At 51.0% G+C, this 25604-nt stretch carries 25 protein-coding genes; 24 read left to right on the forward strand and 1 reads right to left on the reverse strand.

Going from position 1 to position 25604, the window contains the following annotated elements; genetic code table 11:
* Window positions 1–87 precede the first annotated feature (87 nt).
* The 19 genes from trmJ (at window position 88) to der (ending at window position 17561) form a co-directional block, all read left to right on the forward strand.
* Window positions 88–852 carry a tRNA (cytosine(32)/uridine(32)-2'-O)-methyltransferase TrmJ gene (trmJ, locus tag C7A19_RS03970; RefSeq protein ID WP_077650347.1) on the forward strand — a complete coding sequence of 255 codons (765 nt, stop codon included), beginning with the start codon at window positions 88–90 and terminating at the stop codon, window positions 850–852.
* A 122-nt stretch (window positions 853–974) separates the two neighbouring features.
* Window positions 975–1496 carry a Fe-S cluster assembly transcriptional regulator IscR gene (iscR, locus tag C7A19_RS03975; RefSeq protein ID WP_069363256.1) on the forward strand — a complete coding sequence of 174 codons (522 nt, stop codon included), beginning with the start codon at window positions 975–977 and terminating at the stop codon, window positions 1494–1496.
* A gap of 30 nt (window positions 1497–1526) precedes the next feature.
* Window positions 1527–2741: an IscS subfamily cysteine desulfurase gene (locus C7A19_RS03980; RefSeq protein ID WP_077771563.1), complete on the forward strand. Its 1215-nt coding sequence runs from the start codon at window positions 1527–1529 to the stop codon at window positions 2739–2741.
* Between the two features lie 53 nt (window positions 2742–2794).
* Window positions 2795–3178 carry a Fe-S cluster assembly scaffold IscU gene (gene iscU / locus C7A19_RS03985; RefSeq protein ID WP_069363254.1) on the forward strand — a complete coding sequence of 128 codons (384 nt, stop codon included), beginning with the start codon at window positions 2795–2797 and terminating at the stop codon, window positions 3176–3178.
* Window positions 3179–3198: 20 nt separating this feature from the next.
* The gene (iscA, locus tag C7A19_RS03990; protein WP_046075008.1) at window positions 3199–3522 is read left to right on the forward strand and encodes an iron-sulfur cluster assembly protein IscA; all 324 of its coding nucleotides are present in this window, start codon (window positions 3199–3201) and stop codon (window positions 3520–3522) included.
* Between the two features lie 13 nt (window positions 3523–3535).
* The gene (gene hscB, locus C7A19_RS03995) at window positions 3536–4048 is read left to right on the forward strand and encodes a co-chaperone HscB (RefSeq protein ID WP_116644234.1); all 513 of its coding nucleotides are present in this window, start codon (window positions 3536–3538) and stop codon (window positions 4046–4048) included.
* Window positions 4049–4091: 43 nt separating this feature from the next.
* On the forward strand, window positions 4092–5942 hold the full coding sequence (hscA, locus tag C7A19_RS04000; RefSeq protein ID WP_116644235.1) for a Fe-S protein assembly chaperone HscA: 1851 nt from the start codon (window positions 4092–4094) through the stop codon (window positions 5940–5942).
* Between the two features lie 2 nt (window positions 5943–5944).
* On the forward strand, window positions 5945–6283 hold the full coding sequence (gene fdx, locus C7A19_RS04005) for an ISC system 2Fe-2S type ferredoxin (protein ID WP_069363251.1): 339 nt from the start codon (window positions 5945–5947) through the stop codon (window positions 6281–6283).
* 29 nt (window positions 6284–6312) lie between these two features.
* Entirely contained in the window at window positions 6313–6513 is a 201-nt protein-coding gene (gene iscX, locus C7A19_RS04010; RefSeq protein ID WP_046075004.1) for a Fe-S cluster assembly protein IscX, read from the forward strand.
* A 201-nt stretch (window positions 6514–6714) separates the two neighbouring features.
* Window positions 6715–8010 (forward strand): aminopeptidase PepB, encoded by a 1296-nt coding sequence (pepB, locus tag C7A19_RS04015; RefSeq protein WP_116644236.1) that lies wholly within the window; start codon window positions 6715–6717, stop codon window positions 8008–8010.
* A gap of 149 nt (window positions 8011–8159) precedes the next feature.
* The gene (ndk, locus tag C7A19_RS04020) at window positions 8160–8588 is read left to right on the forward strand and encodes a nucleoside-diphosphate kinase (RefSeq protein WP_077673405.1); all 429 of its coding nucleotides are present in this window, start codon (window positions 8160–8162) and stop codon (window positions 8586–8588) included.
* A gap of 248 nt (window positions 8589–8836) precedes the next feature.
* Window positions 8837–9958 carry a bifunctional tRNA (adenosine(37)-C2)-methyltransferase TrmG/ribosomal RNA large subunit methyltransferase RlmN gene (locus C7A19_RS04025; protein WP_116644237.1) on the forward strand — a complete coding sequence of 374 codons (1122 nt, stop codon included), beginning with the start codon at window positions 8837–8839 and terminating at the stop codon, window positions 9956–9958.
* Window positions 9959–9982: 24 nt separating this feature from the next.
* On the forward strand, window positions 9983–10738 hold the full coding sequence (gene pilW / locus C7A19_RS04030) for a type IV pilus biogenesis/stability protein PilW (RefSeq protein ID WP_116644238.1): 756 nt from the start codon (window positions 9983–9985) through the stop codon (window positions 10736–10738).
* Window positions 10728–11726, forward strand: a complete 999-nt coding sequence (gene rodZ, locus C7A19_RS04035) for a cytoskeleton protein RodZ (protein ID WP_116644239.1) — start codon at window positions 10728–10730, stop codon at window positions 11724–11726. The genes pilW and rodZ overlap by 11 nt, the downstream gene beginning before the upstream one ends.
* A gap of 15 nt (window positions 11727–11741) precedes the next feature.
* Window positions 11742–12869, forward strand: coding sequence for a flavodoxin-dependent (E)-4-hydroxy-3-methylbut-2-enyl-diphosphate synthase (gene ispG / locus C7A19_RS04040; RefSeq protein ID WP_069363245.1), 1128 nt, complete (start codon window positions 11742–11744; stop codon window positions 12867–12869).
* 52 nt (window positions 12870–12921) lie between these two features.
* On the forward strand, window positions 12922–14190 hold the full coding sequence (gene hisS, locus C7A19_RS04045; protein ID WP_069363244.1) for a histidine--tRNA ligase: 1269 nt from the start codon (window positions 12922–12924) through the stop codon (window positions 14188–14190).
* Between the two features lie 11 nt (window positions 14191–14201).
* Entirely contained in the window at window positions 14202–14795 is a 594-nt protein-coding gene (locus tag C7A19_RS04050) for a tetratricopeptide repeat protein (RefSeq protein WP_116644240.1), read from the forward strand.
* 9 nt (window positions 14796–14804) lie between these two features.
* Entirely contained in the window at window positions 14805–15962 is a 1158-nt protein-coding gene (bamB, locus tag C7A19_RS04055; protein ID WP_116644241.1) for an outer membrane protein assembly factor BamB, read from the forward strand.
* 93 nt (window positions 15963–16055) lie between these two features.
* A complete protein-coding gene (der, locus tag C7A19_RS04060) occupies window positions 16056–17561 on the forward strand; it encodes a ribosome biogenesis GTPase Der (protein ID WP_116644242.1) in 1506 nt (501 codons plus the stop codon).
* 401 nt (window positions 17562–17962) lie between these two features.
* Here der and xseA read toward each other — a convergent pair whose 3' ends face one another.
* Window positions 17963–19321 carry an exodeoxyribonuclease VII large subunit gene (gene xseA / locus C7A19_RS04065; protein WP_201264065.1) on the reverse strand — a complete coding sequence of 453 codons (1359 nt, stop codon included), beginning with the start codon at window positions 19319–19321 and terminating at the stop codon, window positions 17963–17965.
* Window positions 19322–19565: 244 nt separating this feature from the next.
* On the opposite strand from xseA, the gene guaB reads away from it, so the two are divergent.
* The 5 genes from guaB to C7A19_RS04090 all read left to right on the forward strand — a co-directional run bounded on the left by guaB (window position 19566) and on the right by C7A19_RS04090 (window position 25563).
* Window positions 19566–21029: an IMP dehydrogenase gene (gene guaB, locus C7A19_RS04070; protein ID WP_069363240.1), complete on the forward strand. Its 1464-nt coding sequence runs from the start codon at window positions 19566–19568 to the stop codon at window positions 21027–21029.
* Between the two features lie 75 nt (window positions 21030–21104).
* Complete coding sequence (guaA, locus tag C7A19_RS04075) at window positions 21105–22682, forward strand: glutamine-hydrolyzing GMP synthase (RefSeq protein WP_116644244.1); 1578 nt, start codon at window positions 21105–21107, stop codon at window positions 22680–22682.
* A 598-nt stretch (window positions 22683–23280) separates the two neighbouring features.
* Window positions 23281–24171 (forward strand): sce7726 family protein, encoded by an 891-nt coding sequence (locus C7A19_RS04080; RefSeq protein ID WP_077458546.1) that lies wholly within the window; start codon window positions 23281–23283, stop codon window positions 24169–24171.
* 7 nt (window positions 24172–24178) lie between these two features.
* The gene (locus C7A19_RS04085) at window positions 24179–25114 is read left to right on the forward strand and encodes a sce7725 family protein (protein WP_116644245.1); all 936 of its coding nucleotides are present in this window, start codon (window positions 24179–24181) and stop codon (window positions 25112–25114) included.
* A 5-nt stretch (window positions 25115–25119) separates the two neighbouring features.
* Window positions 25120–25563 carry a hypothetical protein gene (locus C7A19_RS04090; RefSeq protein ID WP_201264063.1) on the forward strand — a complete coding sequence of 148 codons (444 nt, stop codon included), beginning with the start codon at window positions 25120–25122 and terminating at the stop codon, window positions 25561–25563.
* Window positions 25564–25604: the final 41 nt, after the last annotated feature.

A 25604-nucleotide genomic window follows, 5' to 3' on the forward strand; every position in this document is an offset into this window, starting at 1 on the left:
CGATTGCACTGTGATAAACTGCGCAGATCTGACAGACACCTGCTCGCCCCACCAAGGGTGCACAGCGTAAGAGACGAAAACAACATTATGCTAGATCAAATCCGCGTCGTATTGGTGGGAACCTCCCATTCCGGAAATATTGGCTCAGCCGCGAGGGCAATGAAAGTCATGGGGCTTAGCAATATGACCCTCGTCGCGCCTGACTGTGACGTGGATGGCCAAGCCATTGCGTTAGCAGCTGGTGCCAGTGATATCGCCAACAATGCGCGGGTGGTCGGGACCTTAGAAGAGGCAGTAGCAGACTGTGGTCTTGTGGTGGGAACCAGTGCCAGAAGCCGGACACTTGAGTGGCCGATGCTGGATGCGCGCGAATGCGGTAAAAAGGCCGTGGAAGAAGCCAGTACTCACCCGGTGGCGATTGTCTTTGGTCGCGAGCGGACAGGCTTGACCAATGAAGAGCTACAGACCTGCCATTATCATGTGTCGATTCCGTCCAACCCCGATTACAGCTCGCTAAACCTCGCGATGGCGGTACAAACCCTGTGCTATGAAATGCGCGTCGCTTGGTTAGACAGCCAAGCCTATCAAGGCCCCACGCTTGAACAAACCTACCCGTTAAATGAAGAGCTTGCACGATTTTATCAGCACCTGGAAACCGTACTGACCAAGACCGGATTTATTCGTACTCAGCATCCCGGGATGGTAATGACCAAGTTACGTCGGCTCTTTAACCGCGCGCGACTAGAGAGCCAAGAGTTAAATATTTTACGGGGTGTGCTGTCATCTATCGAAAAAGTGACCCAACAAGCGGCATCGAGCGAGCAAAATACCGATAATCATCGCGCTCAGTGATCCTTTCAACCGAGCATGCGTAACTTAGGGTGAAAACCTGACAAAAATACTCAGGTAAATACTTGACCAAATTACTCAGGTATGTAACTATCTGAGCATCTATTCACCACAGGTAGCGTGTTATGAGATTGACTTCGAAAGGCCGTTATGCGGTTACCGCCATGCTCGATGTGGCGCTTCATGCCGAGCAGGGTCCTGTACCACTGGCGGACATCTCTGAGCGTCAAGGCATTTCCTTGTCTTATCTTGAGCAACTTTTTTCACGGCTCCGCAAGTCGGGGTTAGTGACGAGTGTCCGTGGTCCCGGCGGCGGATATCGCCTCGGTATTGCGGCAAATGACATTGCCGTGGGTGCGGTCATTGCCGCCGTTGACGAATCTGTCGATGCGACCAAGTGCCAAGGTAAAGCGGATTGCCAAGGCGGCACCCGTTGTTTAACACATACTCTGTGGCACGACTTGAGTGCCCGAATTAGCGGCTTTTTAAACGACATCACGCTCGGTGAGCTGATGCATGATAATGAAGTGAAGCAAGTAGCAGATCGTCAGGACGCTAAACTGGATGCCTCATTGGCGCCCAGAAATACATTTAGCTCGAAGGTCAAACAAGATAGCGCCACCATAGGCGTGAACGTTCGCTCCTGATGACCAATGTCGGTGTAATTGGAGAAAAACATGAAATTGCCCATTTATTTTGATTATTCAGCCACGTGTCCGGTCGATCCGCGCGTTGCTGAAAAAATGAGTCAGTACCTGACCATGGACGGGTTTTTTGGTAACCCGGCCTCTCGCTCACACCGCTTTGGCTGGCAAGCAGAAGAAGCGGTTGATACAGCGCGTGAGAACATTGCCAACTACTGCAATGCTGACCCGCGTGAGATCGTTTTTACCTCTGGGGCGACTGAGTCTGACAACTTGGCCATCAAAGGTATTGCTAATTTCTACTCCAAGAAAGGCAAGCACATTATTACCTGCAAGACCGAGCATAAAGCCGTGCTTGACCCTTGCCGTCAATTGGAGCGTGAAGGCTTTGAGGTTACCTATCTTGAGCCGGAAGAAAATGGCTTGGTTGATCTGAAGAAGCTCGAAGCGGCGATGCGTGACGACACGATTTTGGTGTCAATCATGCACGTGAACAACGAAATTGGCGTGATTCAAGATATCTCTGCGATTGGCGAACTTTGCCGCGAACGCAAGATTATGTTCCACGTCGATGCGGCACAGTCAGTGGGTAAAGTGCCATTGGACGTCAAAGAGATGAAAATCGATTTGATCTCGTTCAGCGCACACAAAGCGTATGGCCCGAAAGGCATTGGTGCTTTGTACGTTCGCCGTAAGCCACGCGTGCGCATTGAAGCGCAAATGCATGGTGGTGGTCACGAGCGTGGCATGCGTTCAGGCACATTGCCAACCCACCAAATCGTGGGCATGGGCGAAGCATTCCGTATCGCCAAAGAAGAGCGCGAGAAAGACTTTGAGCATGCACTGGCGCTGCGCAACCGCTTTTACGAAGGCGTGAAAGATTTAGAAGAAGTTTACGTTAATGGTGATTTGGAGCAGCGTGTTCCACATAACCTAAATGTGAGCTTTGCATTTGTTGAAGGCGAGTCTTTGCTGATGGCACTGAAAGATCTGGCGGTATCGTCAGGGTCTGCGTGTACCTCAGCAAGCCTAGAACCTTCCTATGTGCTTCGTGCGCTTGGACGCGACGATGAGCTAGCACATAGCTCGCTGCGCTTCTCATTTGGTCGCTTTACGACCGAAGAAGAAGTGGATTATGCGATTGAGAAAGTGCGTGAAGCAGTCAACAAGCTGCGTGAAATGTCACCACTTTGGGACATGTACAAAGACGGTATCGATTTAAGTACCGTTGAATGGGCGCACCACTAACTCGAATAACGCGCCAGCTGGCAACAGTGAGCAATCATATTGAGGAAACGATTATGGCTTACAGCGATAAAGTAATTGACCACTACGAAAACCCACGTAACGTTGGCTCGTTTGAGAAAGGCGACCCATCGATTGGTAATGGCATGGTCGGTGCCCCTGCGTGTGGCGACGTCATGAAGCTACAAATCAAGGTGAATGACGAAGGCATCATTGAAGACGCCAAGTTTAAAACCTACGGCTGCGGCTCGGCAATTGCCTCGAGCTCGCTGGTTACCGAGTGGGTGAAAGGCCGCTCGATTGACGACGCTGCGGCGATCAAAAACTCTGAGATCGCTGAAGAACTAGAGCTGCCACCGGTTAAGGTGCACTGCTCAATCTTGGCGGAAGATGCCATTAAAGCAGCGGTCAGTGATTACAAGAAAAAACACCAGCAGTAAAACGAAGGGGTTGTTGATATATGGCTATTACCATGACTCAGGCGGCAGCAGATCGCGTCAGAGCGTTTCTCAATAACCGTGGCAAAGGCATTGGCTTGCGCCTAGGTGTGAGAACGTCAGGATGTTCAGGCATGGCCTATGTACTCGAATTTGCGGATGAGCTGCAAGAAGGCGATCAGGTTTTTGAGTACGATGATGTCAAGGTAATCGTCGATGGTAAGAGCCTGCTCTATCTCGAAGGGACAGAGCTGGATTTTGTCAAAGAAGGCTTGAATGAAGGTTTTCAATTCAACAACCCTAACGTGAGTAGTGAATGTGGTTGTGGCGAAAGCTTCAACGTGTAATCCGTGAGAGCACATGAATCATTTTGAACTTTTCGAGCTACCGTATCAGTTTGAGCTGGACGGTAGCTCGCTTTCTTCAACGTTTCGGGAATTGCAGCGCCAGTACCATCCCGATAATGTTGCCAGCCAAGACGAGAAAACCCGTCTGCAGGCGGTACAGAAAGCATCGCAAGTAAATGACGCGTTTCAGACGTTAAAAGATCCGGTTCGACGCGCTGAGTATATGCTGACGTTGCAAGGCATTGACTTAAAAGACGAACAGCAAACCATGCAGGATCCTGAGTTTCTGATGCAGCAAATGACGTTGCGTGAAGAACTTGAGTCGATTACCGATAGTCAAGATGAAGCGGCGCTGTTTGATTTTGGTGAAAAAGCCCAGTCGCTCTACGACACATTGATTCTCGAGGTTAAACAGGCATTGGCTGCGTCACAGTGGCTAGAGGCCGCCGTGATTGTGCGCAAACTCAAGTTCGCAGAAAAGCTTCGCCATGAAGTGGAGCGTGTCGAAGATCAGCTGATGAGTTGATCGCCCTTTCGCCTGTCAACGCAGTAAAGTTTAAGGATTAGACATGGCACTGTTACAAATTTCAGAGCCCGGTCAAAGTGCCGCGCCGCATGAGCACAAGCACGCGGTCGGCATCGATTTGGGTACCACCAACACCTTGGTGGCCACGGTACGAAGCGGTACCGCAACCACCTTGAACGACGAGCAAGATCGGCCACTGATCCCTTCTGTGGTCCATTATGGTGATGATGCCATTTCCGTGGGCTATGATGCCCTCCCGCATGTGCAAACGGATAGCGCCAATACCTTGGTGTCTGTCAAACGCATGATGGGACGTTCATTAGACGATGTGCAAGCGCGTTATCCGCAACTTCCTTATCAGTTTTCACAAACCGAAAATGGCTTGCCACAAGTGGAAACCCGTCGTGGCGCGATTAATCCGGTGCAAGGCTCGTCCGATATCTTACGCACTGTGCGCGAACGTGCGGAAAAAAGTTTGGGCGACGCGCTTGAAGGTGTGGTGATCACCGTGCCCGCTTATTTTGATGACGCACAGCGTGCGGGGACCAAAGATGCGGCGAAGCTGGCGGGCCTCAACGTCCTGCGTTTGCTTAACGAGCCTACCGCTGCAGCGATTGCGTATGGTCTTGATTCAGGCCAAGAAGGGGTGATTGCGGTCTATGATTTGGGCGGCGGCACCTTTGATATCTCGATTCTACGCCTGTCTCAGGGCGTGTTTGAGGTGATGGCGACCGGTGGCGATTCCGCGTTGGGCGGTGATGATTTTGATCATCTGCTCGAGCAATGGATTTGTGAGCAAGCCGGGTTTGACACCCTCAGTGGCGATCAGCGCCGCACCGTGCTGCACGCGGCGACGCAGGCGAAAATTGCCCTTTCTTCTGCTGACAGCGCGTCCATCGATGTGCTGGGCTGGCAAGGCGAGCTGAGCCGTGAAACGTTCGATCAGCTGGTTGCCCCACTTATTAAGAAAACCTTGATGTCATGCCGCCGCGCATTAAAAGACGCCGGTGTCAGTGCTGATGAAGTGCTGGAAGTGGTGATGGTAGGTGGCTCGACTCGAGTGCCCGCTGTACGTGAACAGGTTGGCTCGTTTTTCGGTCGTGAACCTTTGACCAGCATCGATCCCGATAAAGTGGTGGCCGTTGGTGCCGCGACGCAAGCCGATATTTTGGTGGGTAACAAGCCAGACTCTGACATGTTGTTGTTGGATGTGATCCCGCTTTCTCTTGGTATTGAAACCATGGGCGGTTTGGTGGAGAAAATTATCCCACGCAACACCACCATTCCTGTGGCAAAAGCCCAAGAATTCACCACGTTTAAAGATGGCCAAACCGGCATGAAAGTGCATGTGGTACAAGGTGAGCGTGAAATGGTGGACGATTGTCGCTCACTCGCACAATTTAGTCTCAAAGGCATCCCACCAATGACGGCGGGGGCGGCCCATGTTCGCGTCACCTATCAAGTGGACGCTGATGGCTTGTTGTCCGTGACGGCGATGGAAAAGTCCACCGAAGTGGAAGCGTCTATCCAAGTGAAGCCCTCTTATGGCTTGAGTGATGACGAGATTGCCACCATGATCAAATCGTCATTTACCCACGCGGAAGAAGACAAAGATGCCCGCTACTTGGCGGAGCAGCGTGTGGAAGCCGATCGTGTGATCGAAGGCTTGCTAGTTGCTATGCAACAAGACGGGGATAACCTGCTCAATGCTGACGAGCAGCAAGCGTTGGTGAAAGAAATAGAAGCCTTGATTGCCTTGCGCAACGGCAATGATGGCGCCGCCATTGAAGCCGGGATCAAAGCATTAGACAAAGCCAGCCAGACTTTTGCGGCACGCCGCATGGATCAATCGATTCGCAATGCGTTGGCCGGCCAATCCATTGATGAGGTGTAATCATGCCTAAGATTATTGTTCTGCCGCACCACGAGCTATGCCCAGAAGGTGCGGAACTGGAAGGGAAAGAAGGGGAAACTGTCCTCGATGTGGCGTTGAAAAATGGCATTGGCATTGAGCACGCGTGTGAAAAGTCTTGCGCGTGTACCACCTGCCATGTGGTGATCCGTGAGGGGTTTGACTCATTGGATGAAAGCGATGAGCTTGAAGATGACATGCTCGATAAGGCATGGGGGCTTGAGCCGGAGTCACGCTTGGGTTGCCAAGCCAAAATTACCGACGAAGATCTGGTGGTAGAGATCCCGCGCTATACCTTGAATCACGCAGCCGAAAATCATTAATCTAACGCTGCAACGGACGGAGAAGCAAGATGAGCTTAAAATGGACAGACTCACTCGATATTGCTATTGAGCTTTGTGACGCCTACCCAGATGTGGATCCGACAACGGTTCGCTTTACCGATTTACATCAGTGGATCACCGAGTTGGATGATTTTGATGATGATCCTGAGCGTTCCAATGAACGCATTCTCGAGGCGATCATTATGTGCTGGATGGATGAGCGAGACTGAGGGCTAGCTCTCGTGAGTGATTGATGATGCTTGTGTTATCGTCACCGGCTCGGCACAGTACCCGTGGCCAATAAAACATACATTCAAAGCGGGCCAATAGGCTCGCTTTTTTCATATTGCTGAGGCGTCCAGGCGTTTGCCTGAGGGCTCAGTGAGACACGCTGTACAGCAAAAGCAGCGAGACAGTACAAGGAGTGCAACATGTCAGATACATTAAAGGTTATTCTGTCGCATCAACCGGCGGCGCCACAGTGGGGCGATAATGCGCTGGTCTCTTTTGACACCGACAAAGCGGTGATCCATTCCTCCAACGATGCCAATCAGCGAGACAAGGTACAACAAGCGGCGCGCAAGCTTGAAGGGCAAGGCGTCCCGGCTCTGAGCTTGACCGGGGAGCATTGGGATCTTGAATTAGTGTGGGCATTTTACCAAGGGCTTCGCGGGCCCAAGAATAAGGTCGCCTTTACGCAGACCGTGTTGAACGAGGACGATACGCAAGAGTTCGAGCTTCGACAAACCGTAGGTGACTGGGTGCGCGATATCATCAACCAAACCGCAGAAGAAGTCGGCCCGCATCAGCTGGTGGCACGTGCGGGGGAATTTGTGAAATCCATGGCACCCGATCAGGTCACTTATAAAATCATTTCCGGTACCGACCTGTTAGAAAAAGGCTGGAATGGCATTTATACCGTCGGTCGTGGCTCCGCGCGCAAGCCAACCATGTTACAACTTGACTATAACCCGACAGGGGATCCGGACGCGCCTGTGTATGCGTGTTTGGTGGGTAAAGGGATCACCTTTGATTCTGGCGGCTACAGCATTAAAGGCTCTGACTTTATGACCACCATGAAAGCGGACATGGGCGGTTCAGCGACGGCGACCGGAGCACTGGCAATGGCAATTGCCAAAGGGTTGAATAAGCGCGTTAAATTGATACTTTGCTGTGCCGAGAACATGATCTCAAGCAGCGCTTACAAACTGGGCGATATCATTACTTACAAAAATGGTGTGACGGTTGAAGTGCTCAATACCGATGCGGAAGGACGCTTGGTGCTCGCTGATGGCTTGATGTATGCCAGCGAGCAAAAACCTGAACTGCTGATTGATTGCGCCACGCTCACCGGATCGGCAAAAGCGGCACTGGGTAACGATTACCACGCCCTGTTTAGTTTTGATGATGAGCTCGCCCATCGCACGCTTGATGCGGCGCAAAAAGAAGGCGAGGGCATGTGGCCATTGCCATTGGCGGAGTTCCACCGTCAGCTGCTTCCTTCCTCGTTTGCCGATATCGCCAATGCGTCAATGGGGGCGTACATGCCGGGCGCGAGCACCGCAGCAGCGTTCCTTTCCTACTTTGTTGAGGATTACCAAAAAGGGTGGATGCACGTTGATTGCTCGGGCACCTATCGTAAAGCGGCCAACGATAAGTGGGCCGTTGGGGCGACTGGCATGGGCGTGAAAACCTTGGCGCGTGTATTGCTCGACCAAGCGAAATAAACCATCGACACGTCGGGTGAAAGGTTAACAAAATTTTGTGTGAGTTAACGCTTCACCCGATTGGTCATAGGGACAGAGGACGAAATTTGCTAGGGTAGGCGCGTTGTTGCCCCTAGCGGGCCAGATTCAGACAGTGAAAGGACAAGCGAATGACCATTGAACGCACTTTTTCTATCGTTAAACCTGATGCCGTAGAGCGTAATTTGATTGGCACGCTTTATCAGCGTATCGAAAGTGCTGGTTTGCGTATCGTGGCGGCGAAAATGCTCCATTTAAGCAAAGAGCAGGCAGAAGGATTTTATGCCGAGCACCAAGGGAAGCCTTTCTTTGACTCCCTGGTTGGATTCATGACATCAGGCCCTATCATGGTGCAAGTACTCGAAGGCGAGCACGCGATCAGCCGCTACCGTGAATTGATGGGAAAAACTAACCCAGAAGAAGCAGCTTGCGGCACCTTGCGTGCTGACTATGCGGAAAGCATGCAATACAACTCGGTGCATGGTTCTGATAGCCCAGCGTCGGCAGAGCGCGAAATCGCGTACTTTTTCACCGCGGATGAAATTCATCCTCGCTGCTAAATCAAGCACCTGCTATTTAATCTTCCAAAAGAGGCATCAGCCTCTTTTTTTTCTGCCTATCGATATCAGACGGTCACATTGAATAACCCCGCGGTTAGAGAGTGGAAACTGTGATCTAAAGCCTGTACAATTTCGCGCCTTAAGCGCGTCCCGAGGTGATATATTGGCTATGATCAAGGTCAGGTATCGGCACGCGTGAGGCGATGATTCAGTCTTACCACCTAGCTAGTTTCTACGAGGCAACCCCAATGACGACAGAGAAAGTTAATCTGCTTGATTTTGACAGGCAAGGATTGCGTGCCTACTTCGCTGATGAGCTCGGCGAAAAAGCCTTCCGTGCTGACCAAGTCATGAAGTGGATGTACCACTTTGGTTGCGACAACTTCGATGAAATGAACAACATCAACAAGAAGTTGCGTGAGAAACTTAAGCAGGTGGCAGAAATTAGAGCCCCAGCAGTCAGTGAAGCGCATTACTCTCAAGATGGTACCATCAAATGGGCAATGCGTGTGGGCGGTCAAGACGTGGAAACCGTGTATATCCCCGAAGATGACCGCGCGACCCTGTGTATTTCCTCTCAGGTAGGCTGTGCGCTTGATTGCAAGTTCTGCTCAACCGGGGCGCAAGGTTTTAACCGCAACTTGCGTGTGTCTGAGATCATCGGACAGGTATGGCGTGCGTCAAAAGAGATTGGCGTTGAGAAAGAGACGGGCCGTCGTCCGATCACCAACGTGGTGATGATGGGCATGGGAGAGCCGCTGCTCAACATGAAAAACCTGCTCCCTTCACTGAATTTGATGCTCGACGACAATGCGTATGGCTTATCTAAGCGCCGAGTCACGGTGTCGACATCGGGCGTGGTCTCTGGCTTGGAGCAAATGATTGGTAAAATAGATGTCGCGCTGGCGATCTCACTGCATGCGCCGAACGACGAGCTGCGTAGCCAAATTATGCCGATTAACGATCGTTGGGATATTGAGGCCTTTTTAGATGCGGTACATCGTTATATTGAAACCTCAAATGCTAACCGCGGCCGTGTGACGGTAGAATATATCTTGCTCGATCATGTCAATGACTATATGGAGCATGCGCGCCAACTCGCAGAGCTATTAAAAGACACCCCAGCTAAGATTAACCTGATCCCATTTAACCCGTATCCTGGATCGCCATTCAACAAGCCGAGCAATTCTCGTATTGATAGGTTTATGAAAACCTTAATGGAATACGACTTTACGGTGACGGTACGTAAAACTCGGGGCGATGACATTGACGCAGCATGTGGCCAACTTGCCGGTGATATTGTCGACCGAACCAAACGTGCCGAGAAGCGACTGGGCGCACAGGAGGTGATCCCTGTTCGACCCGTCTAAATGAGAGGGTGACAAGGGGATGGCATGACAAAAACGGTTTGGGTATTGGGCGTGCTGATGGTGTTGGCTGGATGTTCATCGTCAGGTTCGCCACACAGCGAGACGAAATTTGATAAGATTCAAGCCGCAGAGGCGCGCATTGCACTGGGATTAGGCTATCTAAACAGTGATCGCTATCAACAAGCGCAGCAAAACTTGCAGCAAGCGCGCCAATATGCGCCTAACTACTATCGCACCTCGCTGTCGATGGCGTATTATCAACAACGTGTCGGTGAAAACGACAAAGCGGATCGCTTATATCAACAAGCGTTAGCGCAAGCGTCTGAAAAAGGTGATGTCTATAACAATTACGGTGTTTTCTTGTGCGAACAACAGCGATTTTCCGCGGCGAATGACGCATTTTTGCAAGCAGTCGTACAACCGTATTATCATCGTGTGTCAGGCAGTTATGAAAACGCGGCGTTTTGTCAGCTAAAAGCTGGCCACGTAGAACGCGCAAAAGCCTTGTTTAGCAAAGCGGTTGATCACGACCCGCTGAATGTCCGTGCTGGTTTACAACTTGCCAAATTAGAAATAGATACCGGGCAAGTGGCAGAGGCCGTCGCACGTATCAAGCGGCTCCACCAACGTGTTGGTGTTCAGCCTGCCGGACTGTTATTGCTAGTGAAAGCGTATCAGCAACAAGGCTACACGGAGCGAGCTGCCCATGACGCTCAGCGATTGGCGCAACGGTTTCCAGAATCCAAAGAATATCAATTGTACCTAGCGAATGAATACTGAACAGACGGAAGAACAAGCGCAATCTGATACCCAACCTGCGCCCGGGGAAGTATTAAAGCAAGCGCGAGAGAAAATGGGCTGGAGTGTTCGAGATGTGGCTGACCGACTTCGGTTGCGGGTCAGCGTCATTGAGGATCTTGAACAAAACAATCCGGACATGGATCAATTGGCCACGTTTACACGTGGCTATTTGCGATCCTATGCCAAGCTGATGCAAATCGACGCTGATCAGCTTTTAGGTAATAGCAATATGGAAGCAAGCAGTACGGCCACCGTACAAAAAATGCAAAGCTTCTCGCGCAAAACACGGCGGCAAAAAAGTGAAAGCCGCCTGATGTGGTTGTCTTGGGTGATCATCGCTATTGCGGTCGGGATCACGGGTGTGTGGTATTGGCAGAACCAGCAGGCCATGACGTCTGTGCCGACACAGCTGGATAGCCAGCAAGCGGATGAACTTGTCACTACGCCATCAGAGCAAGATAGCGCGATGGTTGCCGCAGAGGCACCGGCGATGGCCGAGCCTGCGATGACAGATTCGACGGCCTCACAAGGGGCGGAGTTACAAGAAACTGACACACAAGATACCGCGAACGAGCCGGTATCTAATCAGGAGAACCGCTCAGGGTCGACGGAGCCAGAATCAGCTACGGCGGTTGAGCCGGGGCAAACGAACGAGGCGATGACGCAAACTGAACCTGAGGCACAACCAACGCCAGCGTCTGAGGATGAAGCCCCCGCCAGTACGGTCAATAATCGTCTAGTGATGACCTTTAGTGGTGATTGCTGGATAGATGTGCGAGATGCCAATGGCGAACGACTGGCAACCGGGATAAAATCTGAGGGTGAGCAAGTGACCTTAACGGGTGACATCCCGTATCAATTGGTATTGGGTGCTCCCAGCGTGGTGAAAATCACCTTTAATGGCGACAACATTGATCTTGATGGCTTCCCAACCGGTCAAGTGGCTCGGTTGCGCCTTCCGCAGTAATCAGAGAACGTCGATATGCACAACGAAACTCCCATTAAACGCCGTCCCTCAACGCGCATCAACGTCGGCAATGTGCCGATTGGTGATGGCGCGCCGATTGCCGTGCAATCTATGACCAATACGCGAACCACAGATGTAGCCGCTACTGTGGCACAAATCAAAGCGCTAGAAGGGGTGGGGGCAGATATCGTTCGGGTATCGGTACCCACCATGGACGCGGCGGAAGCGTTTAAAGAGATTAAAGCGCAAACCTCGATCCCTTTGGTCGCAGACATCCACTTTGACTACCGCATTGCATTAAAAGTGGCGGAGTATGGTGTCGACTGTTTGCGTATCAACCCAGGGAATATTGGTAAAGAAGAGCGCATTCGGGCGGTGGTGGATGCCGCACGTGACAAAAACATTCCAATCCGGATTGGTGTCAATGGCGGCTCACTGGAGCGCGATCTGCAAGAAAAGTACGGAGAGCCAACCTCTGATGCTTTAGTCGAATCGGCCATGCGTCATGTCGATATCCTTGACCGTCTTAACTTTGACCAATTTAAAGTCAGTGTGAAAGCGTCAGATGTCTTCCTAGCGGTTGAGTCTTATCGCAAACTCGCGCAGCAAATCGATCAGCCCCTTCACCTTGGTATCACCGAGGCCGGTGGCGCGCGTGCTGGTGCGGTTAAGTCATCCGTTGGTTTGGGGATGCTATTGGCGGAAGGTATTGGTGATACCTTGCGTGTATCACTCGCCGCCGATCCGGTCGAAGAAATCAAAGTCGGCTTCGATATTCTTAAATCACTGCGTATCCGCTCTCGCGGTGTGAACTTTATTGCCTGTCCGAGTTGTTCACGTCAAGAGTTTGATGTGATTGGTACGGTTAATGCGCTCGAGCAGCGCGTGGAAGACATACTGACCCCAATGGATGTCTCTGTGATTGGTTGTGTGGTCAATGGCCCGGGTGAAGCCGAAGCGTCTCACCTCGGCTTGGCAGGGGGTAACAAGCGCAGCGCTTATTACCTCGATGGTAAACGCCAAAAAGAGCGCTTTAATAACGACAACTTGGTGGATGAGTTGGAGGCCAAAATCCGCGCCAAAGCGGCGATGATGGATGAACGCAACCGCATCAAAGTGTCTCAAATCGATCAAGAAGGCTAAGCCGTTAGGCGGCCTTCTCCCCTTTTATATCATTTCGGTAACGGAAGTTAACGTGGCTAAAACAATTCAAGCAATTCGAGGCATGAATGACTGCCTCCCGTCTCAATCTCCTTTATGGCAAAAGCTCGAATCTACCATTAAAAACGTAGTGAGCGCTTACGGCTATAGTGAAGTTCGCATGCCTATTGTGGAAGCGACGCATTTGTTTAGCCGTGCCATTGGTGAAGTGACAGACGTTGTCGAAAAAGAAATGTATACCTTCGATGACCGCAATGGTGACAGTCTCACTTTGCGCCCTGAAGGGACAGCGGGCTGCGTCCGAGCCGGGATTGAAAATGGCCTGCTGTACAACCAAGAGCATCGTCTTTGGTACATCGGACCAATGTTCCGTCATGAGCGTCCGCAAAAAGGCCGTTATCGCCAGTTCCATCAATTTGGTGTGGAAGTCTTTGGCCTCAATGGCCCAGACGTGGATGCTGAATTAATCATGATGACTGCACGTATGTGGCGCGAGCTGGGCATTGCGGAACATGTGCGATTGGAGCTTAACTCAATCGGCTCACCACAAGCGCGTGCGAATTATCGTCAAGCGCTGGTGGACTTTTTGATGCAACACGAATCTGTGTTGGATGAAGACAGCAAGCGCCGCATGCAGACCAACCCATTGCGCGTGCTGGACACCAAAAACGCAGACATCCAAGCCATTCTAGTGGATGCACCTCAGCTCGGTGACTACCTGGATGACGAATCAAAACAGCATTTTGCGCGCTTGTGTGAACTCTTGGACGCGGCAGGTATCGAATACCAAGTAAACCACCGTTTGGTACGTGGTCTCGACTACTACAACCGGACCGTGTTTGAGTGGATCACTGATAGCTTGGGTGCGCAAGGCACGGTGTGCGGTGGTGGCCGTTATGACGGCTTGGTTGAGCAACTCGGCGGCAAGGCAACCCCTGCTGTTGGGTTTGCAATGGGCTTAGAGCGTCTGGTTCTAATGCTGGAAAACCTTAACCAAGATGATGTCCGCCCGGCCGTGGATGTGTATATGGTCACAGCCGGCGAAGGAGCCATGGCTGTGGGGATGAAACTGGCGGAGCGCCTACGCGAGCAGGTGCCAGGGCTACGCGTGATGTCGCACTTCGGCGGTGGTAGCTTTAAAAAACAGTTTAAGCGCGCGGACAAAGTCGGCGCTTCTGTGGCGCTGGTGTTGGGCGAAGATGAAGTCGCCAACGGCACAGTGGCGTTAAAAGATTTGAAAGGCGGCGAGCAACAAACACTGAATCAGGATGAGATCGCCGCGTCACTAAAAGCATTGATTTAAGAGGACAGAACGTGGACGTCTACACCACAGAAGAGCAGCAGGTTGAAGCCATTAAAAAGTGGTGGCGAGACAATGGTAAGGCCGTTGTAATCGGTGCCGTTGTCGGTTTGGGTGCGTTATATGGTTGGCGTTATTTCCAGTCACAGCAACTGGCGAACCAAGCGCAAGCCTCGCAGCAATATGAACAGGTGCTAAGTGGCATTGAAAGCGGTGATACCGTGTCACTGAGCGAGCTAGAAGGCCATGAAGGTTATCGTGCCTTGGCGGCATTACAGCTGGCGCAAAAGCATGTTGCGCAAGGAGAGCTGGACAGTGCCCAGGCGCAACTCAAAAAAGCGCAGCAAGCCGTGAAAGATGGCGCCCTGTATGGACTTGTCACCACACGACTGGCGCGCGTTGAGGCAGAGTTGGAAAATTATTCAGCCGCATTGAACGAACTCGACAAAGTGACCGCCGAAAGCTGGACGGCGAAAGTGGCAGAGATCCGTGGTGACGTCTTGCTTCGTCAGGGCGACAAGCAGGCAGCGCGAGACGCGTATGCAGCGTCATTGGCGGCGGCGGAAAGCCCAACCGTTAACATGAAGCTTGATAATCTGAGTCAATAAGGTCGTGGTATGAAAAAACGATTATGGCGTATGGCTGCAATGGCCACGACCATGGCAATACTGGCAGGCTGTGCCGGTGAAGAAGATGTGGTGCAAATGGCGCCACTGCCTTCAGTGACTAATGAGATTTCATCAACCCAGCATTGGCGGGCACAAGTGGGTGACGGGGTTGGCCAATACTATTCCGCGCTCCAGCCTACCGTGGCGTATGACAAAGTGTTTGCGGCGGACCGCCAAGGTTTAGTCGCCGCCTTTGATTTAGAAAGCGGTGACGCTGTCTGGCAACAGTCGGTACAAACCGAGACACCGGCGTTGCTTTCTGGCGGCTTGAGCGCCTCATACGGCAAAGTGTATGTGGGCGGTGAAACCGGTCAAGTTTACGCACTGGATGCCGAAACCGGCGAGCGGGTTTGGCAACAGAACGTGAATGGTGAAGTACTGGCCAAGCCTTTGGTGGAAGCTGGGTTGGTGATCGTTAATACCAGCCGTGGTGAGTTAGTGGCACTGGATGCAGAATCGGGCGATCCACAGTGGAATAACGCTAATGATGTGCCGAACTTGAGCCTACGCGGTGAAAGTGCGCCAGTGACTATTTCCGGCGGGGTATTCTGGGGGATGGCCAATGGACGCCTAGGGGCGGCCATGATCGAAACCGGCCGCTCAATTTGGCAGATCCCTATCTCGACCCCAAAAGGGGCGACCGAGATTGACCGCTTAGTGGATGTGGATGCGACCCCAGTAATCGATGGCGACCGTTTGTATGCAGTAGGCTATAATGGCCAATTAGTCTCTATTGATTTGCGCTCGGGGAAAGCGGCGTGGAAGCGGGATTTTTCCTCTGCTAAAGACTTCCTAGTCGCAGGCAATAGTATTTATCTTATTGATGATAAAGATAATGTCGTTGCGTTAGATGCGCGTAACGGCCTAGAAAAGTGGCGCAATACACAGCTAGCTTACCGTATCTTAACCGCACCTGCGGCAAGCGGCGGCTATCTGGTGGTCGGCGACAGCCAAGGCTACTTGCACTGGCTTGACCCGCAAACGGGTGACTTTGTCGCGCAACAATCTCTGGAAGGGAACGGGATTGCAGTTGCACCGGTGCAAACCGATGATGGCTATATTGTGATCACCCGTGATGGTCAACTGAGAAAGCTGAGTATCGAGTAAGCGAAGCCATCCAGTTCTATATTTAGGCTCCTGGCTGCCAAGACAGTCGGGAGCCTTGTTTATTAATAAAGCGAATGAAAAGAAGAGGTCTACATGATTCCTGTTATAGCCCTAGTGGGGCGCCCGAATGTGGGAAAATCGACGCTCTTTAACCGTCTTACCCGCACACGCGATGCATTAGTAGCGGATTTTCCGGGACTGACCAGGGATCGAAAATACGGCAAGGCATTGCTAGATGATCACGAATTTATCGTGATTGACACCGGCGGCATTGACGGCACCGAAGAAGGTGTAGAAACCAAGATGGCAGAGCAGTCGCTGGCGGCGATTGAAGAAGCCGATGTCGTACTGTTTATGGTCGATGGTCGAGCCGGTCTGACCCCAGCGGATCAGGATATTGCGCAACATATTCGTACCCGTGAAAAAACCACCTTCTTGGTGGTGAACAAAGTGGATGGTATTGATCCAGACACGGCGACGGCTGATTTTTGGCAGTTAGGCATGGATAACATGTTCCAGATCGCTGCAGCACATGGCCGAGGTGTGAGCGGCCTGATTAATCGTGCGTTGACGCCTTTGGTGGAGCAAGTGTCAGCTGATGAGGACGATGCGCAAGCAGGCGTGATCGATTTGACCGAGGAAGCCGATACGCTCGACAGTGATGATGACGCGGTAAAAACCGAAGAGCAGGCGGAAAGCGAGTATGAATACTTACAATCGCTACCGATTAAAATTGGAATTATTGGCCGCCCCAATGTGGGTAAATCAACCCTGACGAACCGCATGCTCGGTGAAGAGCGCGTGGTGGTTTATGACATGCCTGGCACTACCCGTGACTCCATTTACATTCCCATGGAGCGTGATGGTCGCGAATACGTGATGATTGATACCGCCGGGGTGCGACGTCGTAAACGAGTGAGCGACAAGGTAGAAAAATTCTCGGTGATCCAAACCCTCAAGGCGATTGAAGATGCCAACGTGGTGTTATTGGTCATCGACGCACGCGAGAATATCTCAGACCAAGACTTAAGCTTGCTTGGTTTTGCACTGAATGCTGGGCGCTCGATTGTTTTGGCGGTCAACAAGTGGGATGGCTTGGACAGTGAAGTGAAAGAGCGTGTGAAGTCAGAGCTTGATCGTCGCTTAGGCTTTGTCGACTTTGCCCGTGTGCATTTCATTTCTGCGTTGCACGGCACCGGGGTCGGTCACTTGTTTGAGTCGATTCAAGAGGCGTATCAGTCAGCGACAAAACGTGTTGGAACCGCGATGCTCACCCGCATTTTGAAAATGGCGCAAGATGACCATCAACCACCGATGATCCGTGGACGTCGGGTAAAGCTCAAATATGCGCATGCAGGCGGCTACAACCCACCGATTGTGGTGGTTCATGGTAACTTGGTCAAAGAGCTACCAGATTCTTATAAGCGTTATTTGATGAATTACTATCGGCGAACCCTGGATATAATGGGCACGCCAATAAAGATCCAATTCCAAAACAGCGAAAACCCCTATGAGGGGAAAAAAGAAAAGCTGACATTATCTCAATCCCGTCAGCGTAAACGCTTAATGGATATGGTGAAAAACCGCAATAAGAAGTGATAGAAAGCCCAGCAGCGATGCTGGGCTTTTTTGATCGCGACATGGCGAGTCCGATCTCTGTTAGGATCCGTAACCGAATAAAAGTGATCTAGGTCACGTTAATAGGCGCGATTATCTGTTGTCTTAGATCCTAGTCCATTGCGCTGCCGCTCAGGTTTTGAGCGGTGGTAAAATCGACACCCCTTTCCATATCACACTTTTGGATTATTCTGGATCTAGGCTGTATTAAAACATAATTTAGATTTTTATCCTTCTATAAATCCAAATGCAGAACATGTAACTTATGCTTTCGGGAAGTGTATTGATAAATATTCTTTTCAGGGTAGGAAGCTGATCAGGGGGAATAAACCCCCAGATCGCGCGATCGCTTACTGATCGGTCAGATGTGTGTTGTGCAGAGTTTAATCAGGAGATTGATGCGGGTGTCGTTGTTGTACCACGCTGGTGACATCGCCGTTGCTGAGCTGGGTGTGTAAGGTATCACCCTCTTTGAGCTGGTTGATGTTAGTGACGATGTGTCCATCACTATCATGGCTAATTGAATAGCCGCGAGAAAGGGTGGCAAGTGGGCTGACCGCATCTAAGGTGGCGACCAAGGTCGCGAGTCGCTGTTGCGCATGGGACAGGTGCGAGTCCATCGCGTGGGTAAGGCGTTGATGGTATTGCGCCAATTGAGCCTGATGCTGCTGAATACGACGGTCAGGCGTCATGCGCTGCAATCGAGTATCTAACGTGTTCAGTTGGCTGCTGTACCGTGAAAACTGCTTAGTGAGTGCCTGGTGCATTCGTCGTTGCAGCTCATCAATATGCTGACTCTGCTGTTGCAAACGCCGACGAGGGTGCTGATGCGACAAACGGTGTTCGTGCTGCGTCAGCGCCCGTTGCTGGCGATACAAGAGGGTGCCGATCGCGTTTTTAAGTGCTTGCTCGCGCTGCTGATATTGCTGTAAGCGATAACTGAGGTCTCGGCTCACTAATTCTGCGGCGGCTGATGGCGTCGGCGCGCGCACGTCGGCAACAAAGTCGGCAATGGTGACATCGACCTCATGGCCCACGGCGCTGACGATGGGGATCTGACTGGCGGCGATAGTACGGGCGACAATTTCTTCATTAAAGCACCATAAATCCTCGAGTGAGCCGCCGCCACGGCCAACAATCAGCACATCACACTCGTTGCGCGTATTCGCGCGTCCTATGGCTTGGGCAATAGAAACCGCCGCTTCTTGTCCTTGTACCAGCGTGGGGTAGATAACCACTGGCAGGCTCGGATCGCGCCGTTTTAACACATTTAGAATATCATGCAAGGCAGCGCCCGTTTTGGAGATGATTATGCCAACGCGCTTGGGTTGGTCGGGCAAGGCCTGTTTGGCGCTTTGTGCGAATAATCCCTCGGCTGCCAACGCTTGTTTGCGTTGCTCAAACGCTTGCTGCAGTCGTCCATCGCCCTCGGGCTGCATGCTCTCAAGGATCAGCTGATAGTCGCCGCGAGGCTCGTACATAGACACGCGCGCACGCACCAACACCTGATCGCCGTTTTTAGGTTTGAACATCACGCGGCGGTTGTTACCACGGAACATCGCACATTTAACTTGGCTTTGGTTGTCTTTCAACGACAAATACCAGTGACCCGATGTCGCAGCGGTAAAATTAGAGATTTCTCCCGTGAGCCAGACGATACCGATGTTTTTCTCCAAGCAAAGACGCACTTCGGCATTTAAGCGAGAGACGGAAAGAATATTTCGGTTGTTAGCGGTCACGATCTCGGTCCCTTTCAATAAGCTTGTCAGCATACTACCTGTCGCATTCCGGTATGCCAAATAGACCTAGAGCAATCGGTTGCGAAAAAGTCCCGCGGATATATGTTGATAAATCAACCGACTAAATCTGAGTTGCCCAACAAACGGACATTCTTAGTAAAAATCGATAGCCAAACGTTTGCGCTGCACGTATAATGCTGCGGCAATATTTTGTTCCCCTTCACAAATTTTGGTGTGAGATATTGCAATGCTGAGAATCGCGAAAGAAGCGCTAACCTTTGACGATGTACTCCTCGTCCCTGCCCACTCAAATGTTCTTCCTAACCATGCCGATCTGCGTACTAAACTGACACGCTCGATCAGCTTAAACATTCCTGTGCTATCCGCCGCGATGGACACGGTGACCGAAGCCCGTTTGGCAATTGCCTTGGCGCAAGAAGGTGGTCTTGGCTTTATCCATAAAAACATGACCATCGAGCAACAGGCTGAACAAGTACGCTTGGTCAAAATCTATGAAGCAGGCATGGTCACCAATCCAGTGACTGTGACCCCTGAAATGACCATTGCTGATGTGAAGGCGCTGACTGAGCGTAACGGCTTTGCCGGTTACCCTGTTGTCAATGCACAAAAAGAGCTGGTGGGCATCATCACTGGCCGTGACGTGCGTTTTGTCTCTGACTTAAGCAAGCGCGTCGAAGACGTGATGACACCAAAATCTCGCCTTGCCACTGTGCAAGAAGGCGCGGAGCGTGAGCAGGTACAACAGCTCATGCAACAACACCGCGTCGAGAAGGTTTTGGTGGTCAACTCAAGCCATCATCTCACCGGTATGATCACCGCTAAAGACTTCCAAAAAGCGGAAAGCAAGCCTAATGCCTGTAAAGACGAACAAGGTCGCTTACGTGTTGGCGGTGCGGTCGGGGCCGGTGCGGGCAATGAAGAACGTATTGCCGCCTTGGTTGAAGCCGGCGTGGATGTGCTGCTGATTGACTCATCACACGGCCACTCTGAAGGGGTGTTGCAACGTATCCGTGAAGCACGTGCCGCGTATCCGAACCTGCAGATTGTGGGCGGCAACGTCGCCACGGCTGAAGGCGCACGCGCCTTGATTGAAGCCGGTGTGGATGCCGTTAAGGTTGGCATTGGCCCAGGCTCAATTTGTACCACGCGTATCGTTACCGGCGTGGGTGTCCCGCAGATCACGGCGATCAGTGATGCAGCCGCTGTAGCGCAAGAATACGGCATTCCTGTGATTGCCGATGGCGGTATCCGCTTCTCTGGGGATCTGTGTAAAGCCATTGCGGCCGGTGCATCCTGTGTGATGGTAGGCTCAATGCTCGCCGGTACCGAAGAGTCTCCGGGTGAAGTGGAGCTTTACCAAGGTCGCGCTTACAAATCTTATCGTGGTATGGGCTCGGTAGGCGCGATGTCGAAAGGCTCGTCTGACCGTTACTTCCAAAGCGATAACGCCGCAGACAAGCTGGTGCCTGAAGGCATTGAAGGACGCGTTGATTACAAAGGCATGATGAAAGAGATCATTCATCAACAAATGGGTGGCTTGCGCTCCAGCATGGGTCTCACCGGCTCTGCCACCATTGAAGAGATGCGTACCCAAGCGCAGTTTGTTCGCGTAACCGGCGCGGGCATGAAAGAGTCACACGCGCATGATGTCACCATTACTAAAGAAGCGCCGAACTACCGCCTCGGCTAAAGACATCACCACCGCGATGTATTTGAGAGGGGAGCGCGGCTCCCCTTTGTTCCACTTAATTGAGAAAGCCAGATAATGACCCAGAACATTCATGCTCAACGTATTTTGATCCTTGATTTTGGCTCCCAGTACACCCAATTGATTGCGCGCCGTGTACGCGAGATCGGTGTGTATTGTGAGCTTTGGAGCTGGGATGTCGACGAGCAAGACATTCGTGATTTTGCCCCTAACGGTATCATCCTATCCGGTGGTCCAGAGAGCGTGGCAGAGGAGAACTCGCCACGAGCGCCGCAGTATGTCTTTAACGCCGGCGTGCCAGTGTTGGGGGTTTGTTATGGCATGCAGACCATGGCCGAGCAGCTTGGTGGTAAGGTGGCCGGCTCTGAGCACCGTGAATTTGGCTACGCGCAAGTAAAACGCGTTGGACAAAGCGCGCTGTTTGATGGCATTGAAGATGCCATCGCCGATGACGGTCACGCACTCCTTGATGTATGGATGAGCCATGGCGATAAAGTGGTCGCCATTCCAGAAGATTTTGTCAAAGTGGCCGAGACAGACACTTGCCCCTTCGCGGCCATGGCCAATGAAGACAAGCGTTTTTATGGTGTGCAATTCCACCCAGAAGTGACCCATACTCGCCAAGGCCAACGCATGTTGGAGCAGTTTGTGATGCAAATCTGCCAATGCGAGCGCTTGTGGACACCAGCCACCATTATTGACGATGCGATTGAGCGTATTCGTGAGCAAGTCGGGGATGATGAAGTGATCCTTGGCTTGTCTGGCGGCGTTGACTCTTCTGTGGTCGCCATGCTGGTTCACCGTGCAATTGGCGATAAGCTCACGTGTGTGTTCGTCGATAATGGCCTGCTACGCCTTAACGAAGGTGAGCAAGTACTGGAAATGTTCGGTGACCACTTTGGTTTGAATATTATTCATGTTAACGCTGAAGACCGTTTCCTCGATGCCCTTAAAGACGAAGCGGATCCGGAAGCTAAGCGTAAAATCATTGGCCGCGTGTTTGTCGAAGTATTCGATGAGCAAGCGAGCAAAATGAAAAATGCCAAGTGGCTGGCACAAGGCACCATCTACCCGGATGTGATTGAGTCAGCGGCCTCGAAAACCGGTAAAGCCCATGTGATCAAATCACATCACAATGTGGGTGGCCTGCCGGAAGAAATGGAAATGGGTCTGGTTGAGCCACTCAAAGAGTTGTTCAAAGATGAAGTACGCAAAATTGGCCTTGAGCTAGGCTTACCGTACCACATGCTTTATCGCCACCCCTTCCCAGGGCCAGGCCTCGGCGTACGCGTGCTAGGCGAGATTCAAAAAGAATACTGCGATCTACTTCGTCGCGCCGATGCGATCTTTATCGAAGAGCTACGCAATGCCGATCTTTACGAGAAAGTCTCGCAAGCCTTCGCCGTATTCCTGCCAGTTCGCTCGGTGGGCGTGATGGGCGATGGCCGTAAATACGACTGGATCATTGCCCTACGTGCCGTCGAAACCATCGACTTTATGACCGCACACTGGGCACACCTGCCATACGATTTCTTGGGTAAGGTATCAAACCGCATCATCAACGAAGTCGACGGCATCTCCCGCGTGGTTTACGACGTCTCCGGCAAACCCCCAGCGACGATTGAGTGGGAGTAAGACTCGCGATATAGCGAATTAAGCTTTACCAACCATAAAAAATGCCAGTCAGTTTTCTGACTGGCATTTTTTTATGGTTGCACTATCTATCAACGATTGACGTCATGGCTGTCCAACACCGAATACAGCCCGAAGATGAAAGCCATTGCCGACAAAATGGAGGTATTCCAAAACAGGCTGGCTGAGCTTGCTGGCAAAGGTATGACGAGAGTGGTCGATTAAATCGACAAAATGAGACGCAGGCCGTTTGGCCGACGCAAGTAAAACGAAAGTACACGGGCCGGTGATGGTGCACCGGCCCGCATTTTTACATACCACCTGTCAGATTCTCAGATTATTCCCTTTTAGAAGCTGTTACCATGTATTCAGTCCCTCGAGATTGTCTGAATTATATCTGTCGATAGAACTAAGTCTAAAACTAGTAGTTGGTTTAAAAGGGAGGCCTTTTTCAATCGCCAAAATTAGACGTGAATGCTAGTATATCAGTCAGTTTTTACATGATTTAGTAGGTTGACTAGGTCCTTTAGCCAGAAGCTAAAGAAGACAGATGGCCTTTTAAACAATGCTCCTAAAACATAGCGGTTTTTCTGGTGTTTTAATGAAAATCAATGACTTTAAAAACTTTTCTACGCTACCTAGGCTGTTTTCAGCTGCTGTTTTTAGAGAGTTGGCAAAGAAGGGGCAGTCAGCTTTGTTCACTCGGCTGCTGAAAGACGCAGGTATTTTTGACCAGTTGGCGCCCAGCGCAACAGTGGGTGAAGCGTTTGATTTTGCATTCAATATTCTTAACGTTGCAGGTCATCGTGATGAATATATATATCGAGCAGCTATTAGTCAAAAGGTGCTTTTGGGTACCCATTCACTTCGCACAGCTTCAATGCTCAATGAGTTTCGTATCGGGAATAGTAAGGCCGATGTTGTAATTTTAAATGGCACTGCGACTGTCTATGAAATCAAGTCGGAGCGGGACTCGTTAGTGCGACTTGCTAACCAAGTAGAAAACTATAAGCGTGTTTTCGCTAAAGTGAATGTAATCGCAAGCGAAGGACATATTGAAGGCGTACTGGAAAAGGTTCCAGAAGATGTTGGGGTTATGTGCCTTTCAAAGCGTTACCAGATTACCACAATGCGCGAAGCAGCCCATTGTCCTGAGCGAATCTGTCCGGCCACTGTTTCTGATTCGTTGCGTATATCAGAGAGTATTGAAATTTTGAGTGCGATGGGGATCTCGGTGCCAGATCTCCCTAATACGAAGAGACACGGAGCGGTGCGTGAGCTTTTCGCAACCCTCGATCCCGCCGCACTACATGTAGAGCTGGTACAAACGCTTAAGCGGACTCGTGATCTATCACCTTTGGGAGACTATATCGATCGTTTGCCTAAATCTTTACAGGCTGCGGGGCTGTCAGTATCGGTTCGTCAGTCTGATCGTTCAAAGCTAATAGAAGCTATTGAAACTCCGCTATGCGCGGCAATGACATGGAGGTGATTGACTTATGTACTATCCCTATTTTCGAGGGAAGCAATTTGAACTCATAACTATCCGCGATATGGCGGGGGTTTTTTCTGACAATAACTTTATTCCTGTGATTGAGCCTGTTAGAGAGTCATTAGGTGGGCTTAAGAAGGCCTTGAGCGCGGTTCATGCTGCTGAAGGACATGCAATTGTTATTGTGAATCCTTATCACGGTGATCACCAGGAAGATGGTGCAGGCATTACAGCTCTTCTCCAAGACGAATTTATTGGAACTAGCAATATACGCGCTGGAGTCTTGCTGCGTAATGAGATGACAATCGACGAAGCAATGGATTGTTATAACCAACACCTCGATCATAACCCGGTGTTAGTCCATGCGGGGTGTAACGTTCCCAAGTTGCTGGCAGCTGCATTGGAGAATGACATGCCCGGCCTTACTAACGTTTTTGTCGAGGAACATTCTAAGCTGCTTTACCGTCGGCATTTTGATAAAAGTACGCGTATTCTGATCCGCGATGGCTTTAAGAGACAACGCAATGCGGATTACCCAGAGCTAGAAGAGTTTTCAGATCTTCATGTTACATACAAAGATCTCGGGATGGCGGGTTTTGGTGATTTTCTTATGGTCGGTGATGCCTATAGTGAGAGCGGAGGACCAGCCTATGCTGTCGCTATACATCTGACGTTTATCGATCCAGATAAAGATGATGTTATGTATGTCTATCATTTCGTATCGGATACGAAGGATACGCCGAGCGATCCTGCTGGTAAGTTTGGCCAAGCGTTGGATAAGCTAATCGCGAAACTTGATAGCGGCACTTCCAATATTCTCGAAACCGAAGCTATCAAGGAGTTCAAGGCTCTCCATGAAAAAGGGCATTTTCCAGGGCTAGGCTATGTAAAAAAGCTCTCCATGAAGCATCATATTGAAACTCTTGCCGATTATCTTGGGTGAAGTCGATGCCAAAACGTTTCTGTTGCCCAGAATGCTTTGATGATCGTAGCTTACGAGATCAGCTTTTTCCGTCACTCAACCCAGAACATGGTACCTGTGATTTTTGTGGTACAGCTGATACACAGCTCGTTGAGCCCAGCAAGCTCATAGACTATTTCGAGCTTTTAGTTAATGTATACGAGCCCAGTGATGTCGGGAAGTCCCTAGTCGAGTGGATGAAAGAGGACTGGCAGCTTTTTAGTCATCGGAGTATGGACATTGCTCATGCTAAGGAATTGCTCGGCGAGATTCTTAATGACGGTGAAATTGTTCGGCGTAGTTTTGCCCCTTCTGCAAGCTATATCAGTGAAGGCCTTGCTAAATGGGATAAACTGCGCGATGAGATGATGTATGGCAATCGCTGGTTTTTAGATGTTGTCATTGATCAGGATCGCCTCGAAGAGCTGTAAGCGGTTAATAAACCCCACATATCCATAAGACACGGGCTTTG

This window comes from Salinivibrio sp. HTSP, from assembly GCF_003390965.1.
Classification (GTDB): Bacteria; Pseudomonadota; Gammaproteobacteria; order Enterobacterales; family Vibrionaceae; genus Salinivibrio; species Salinivibrio kushneri.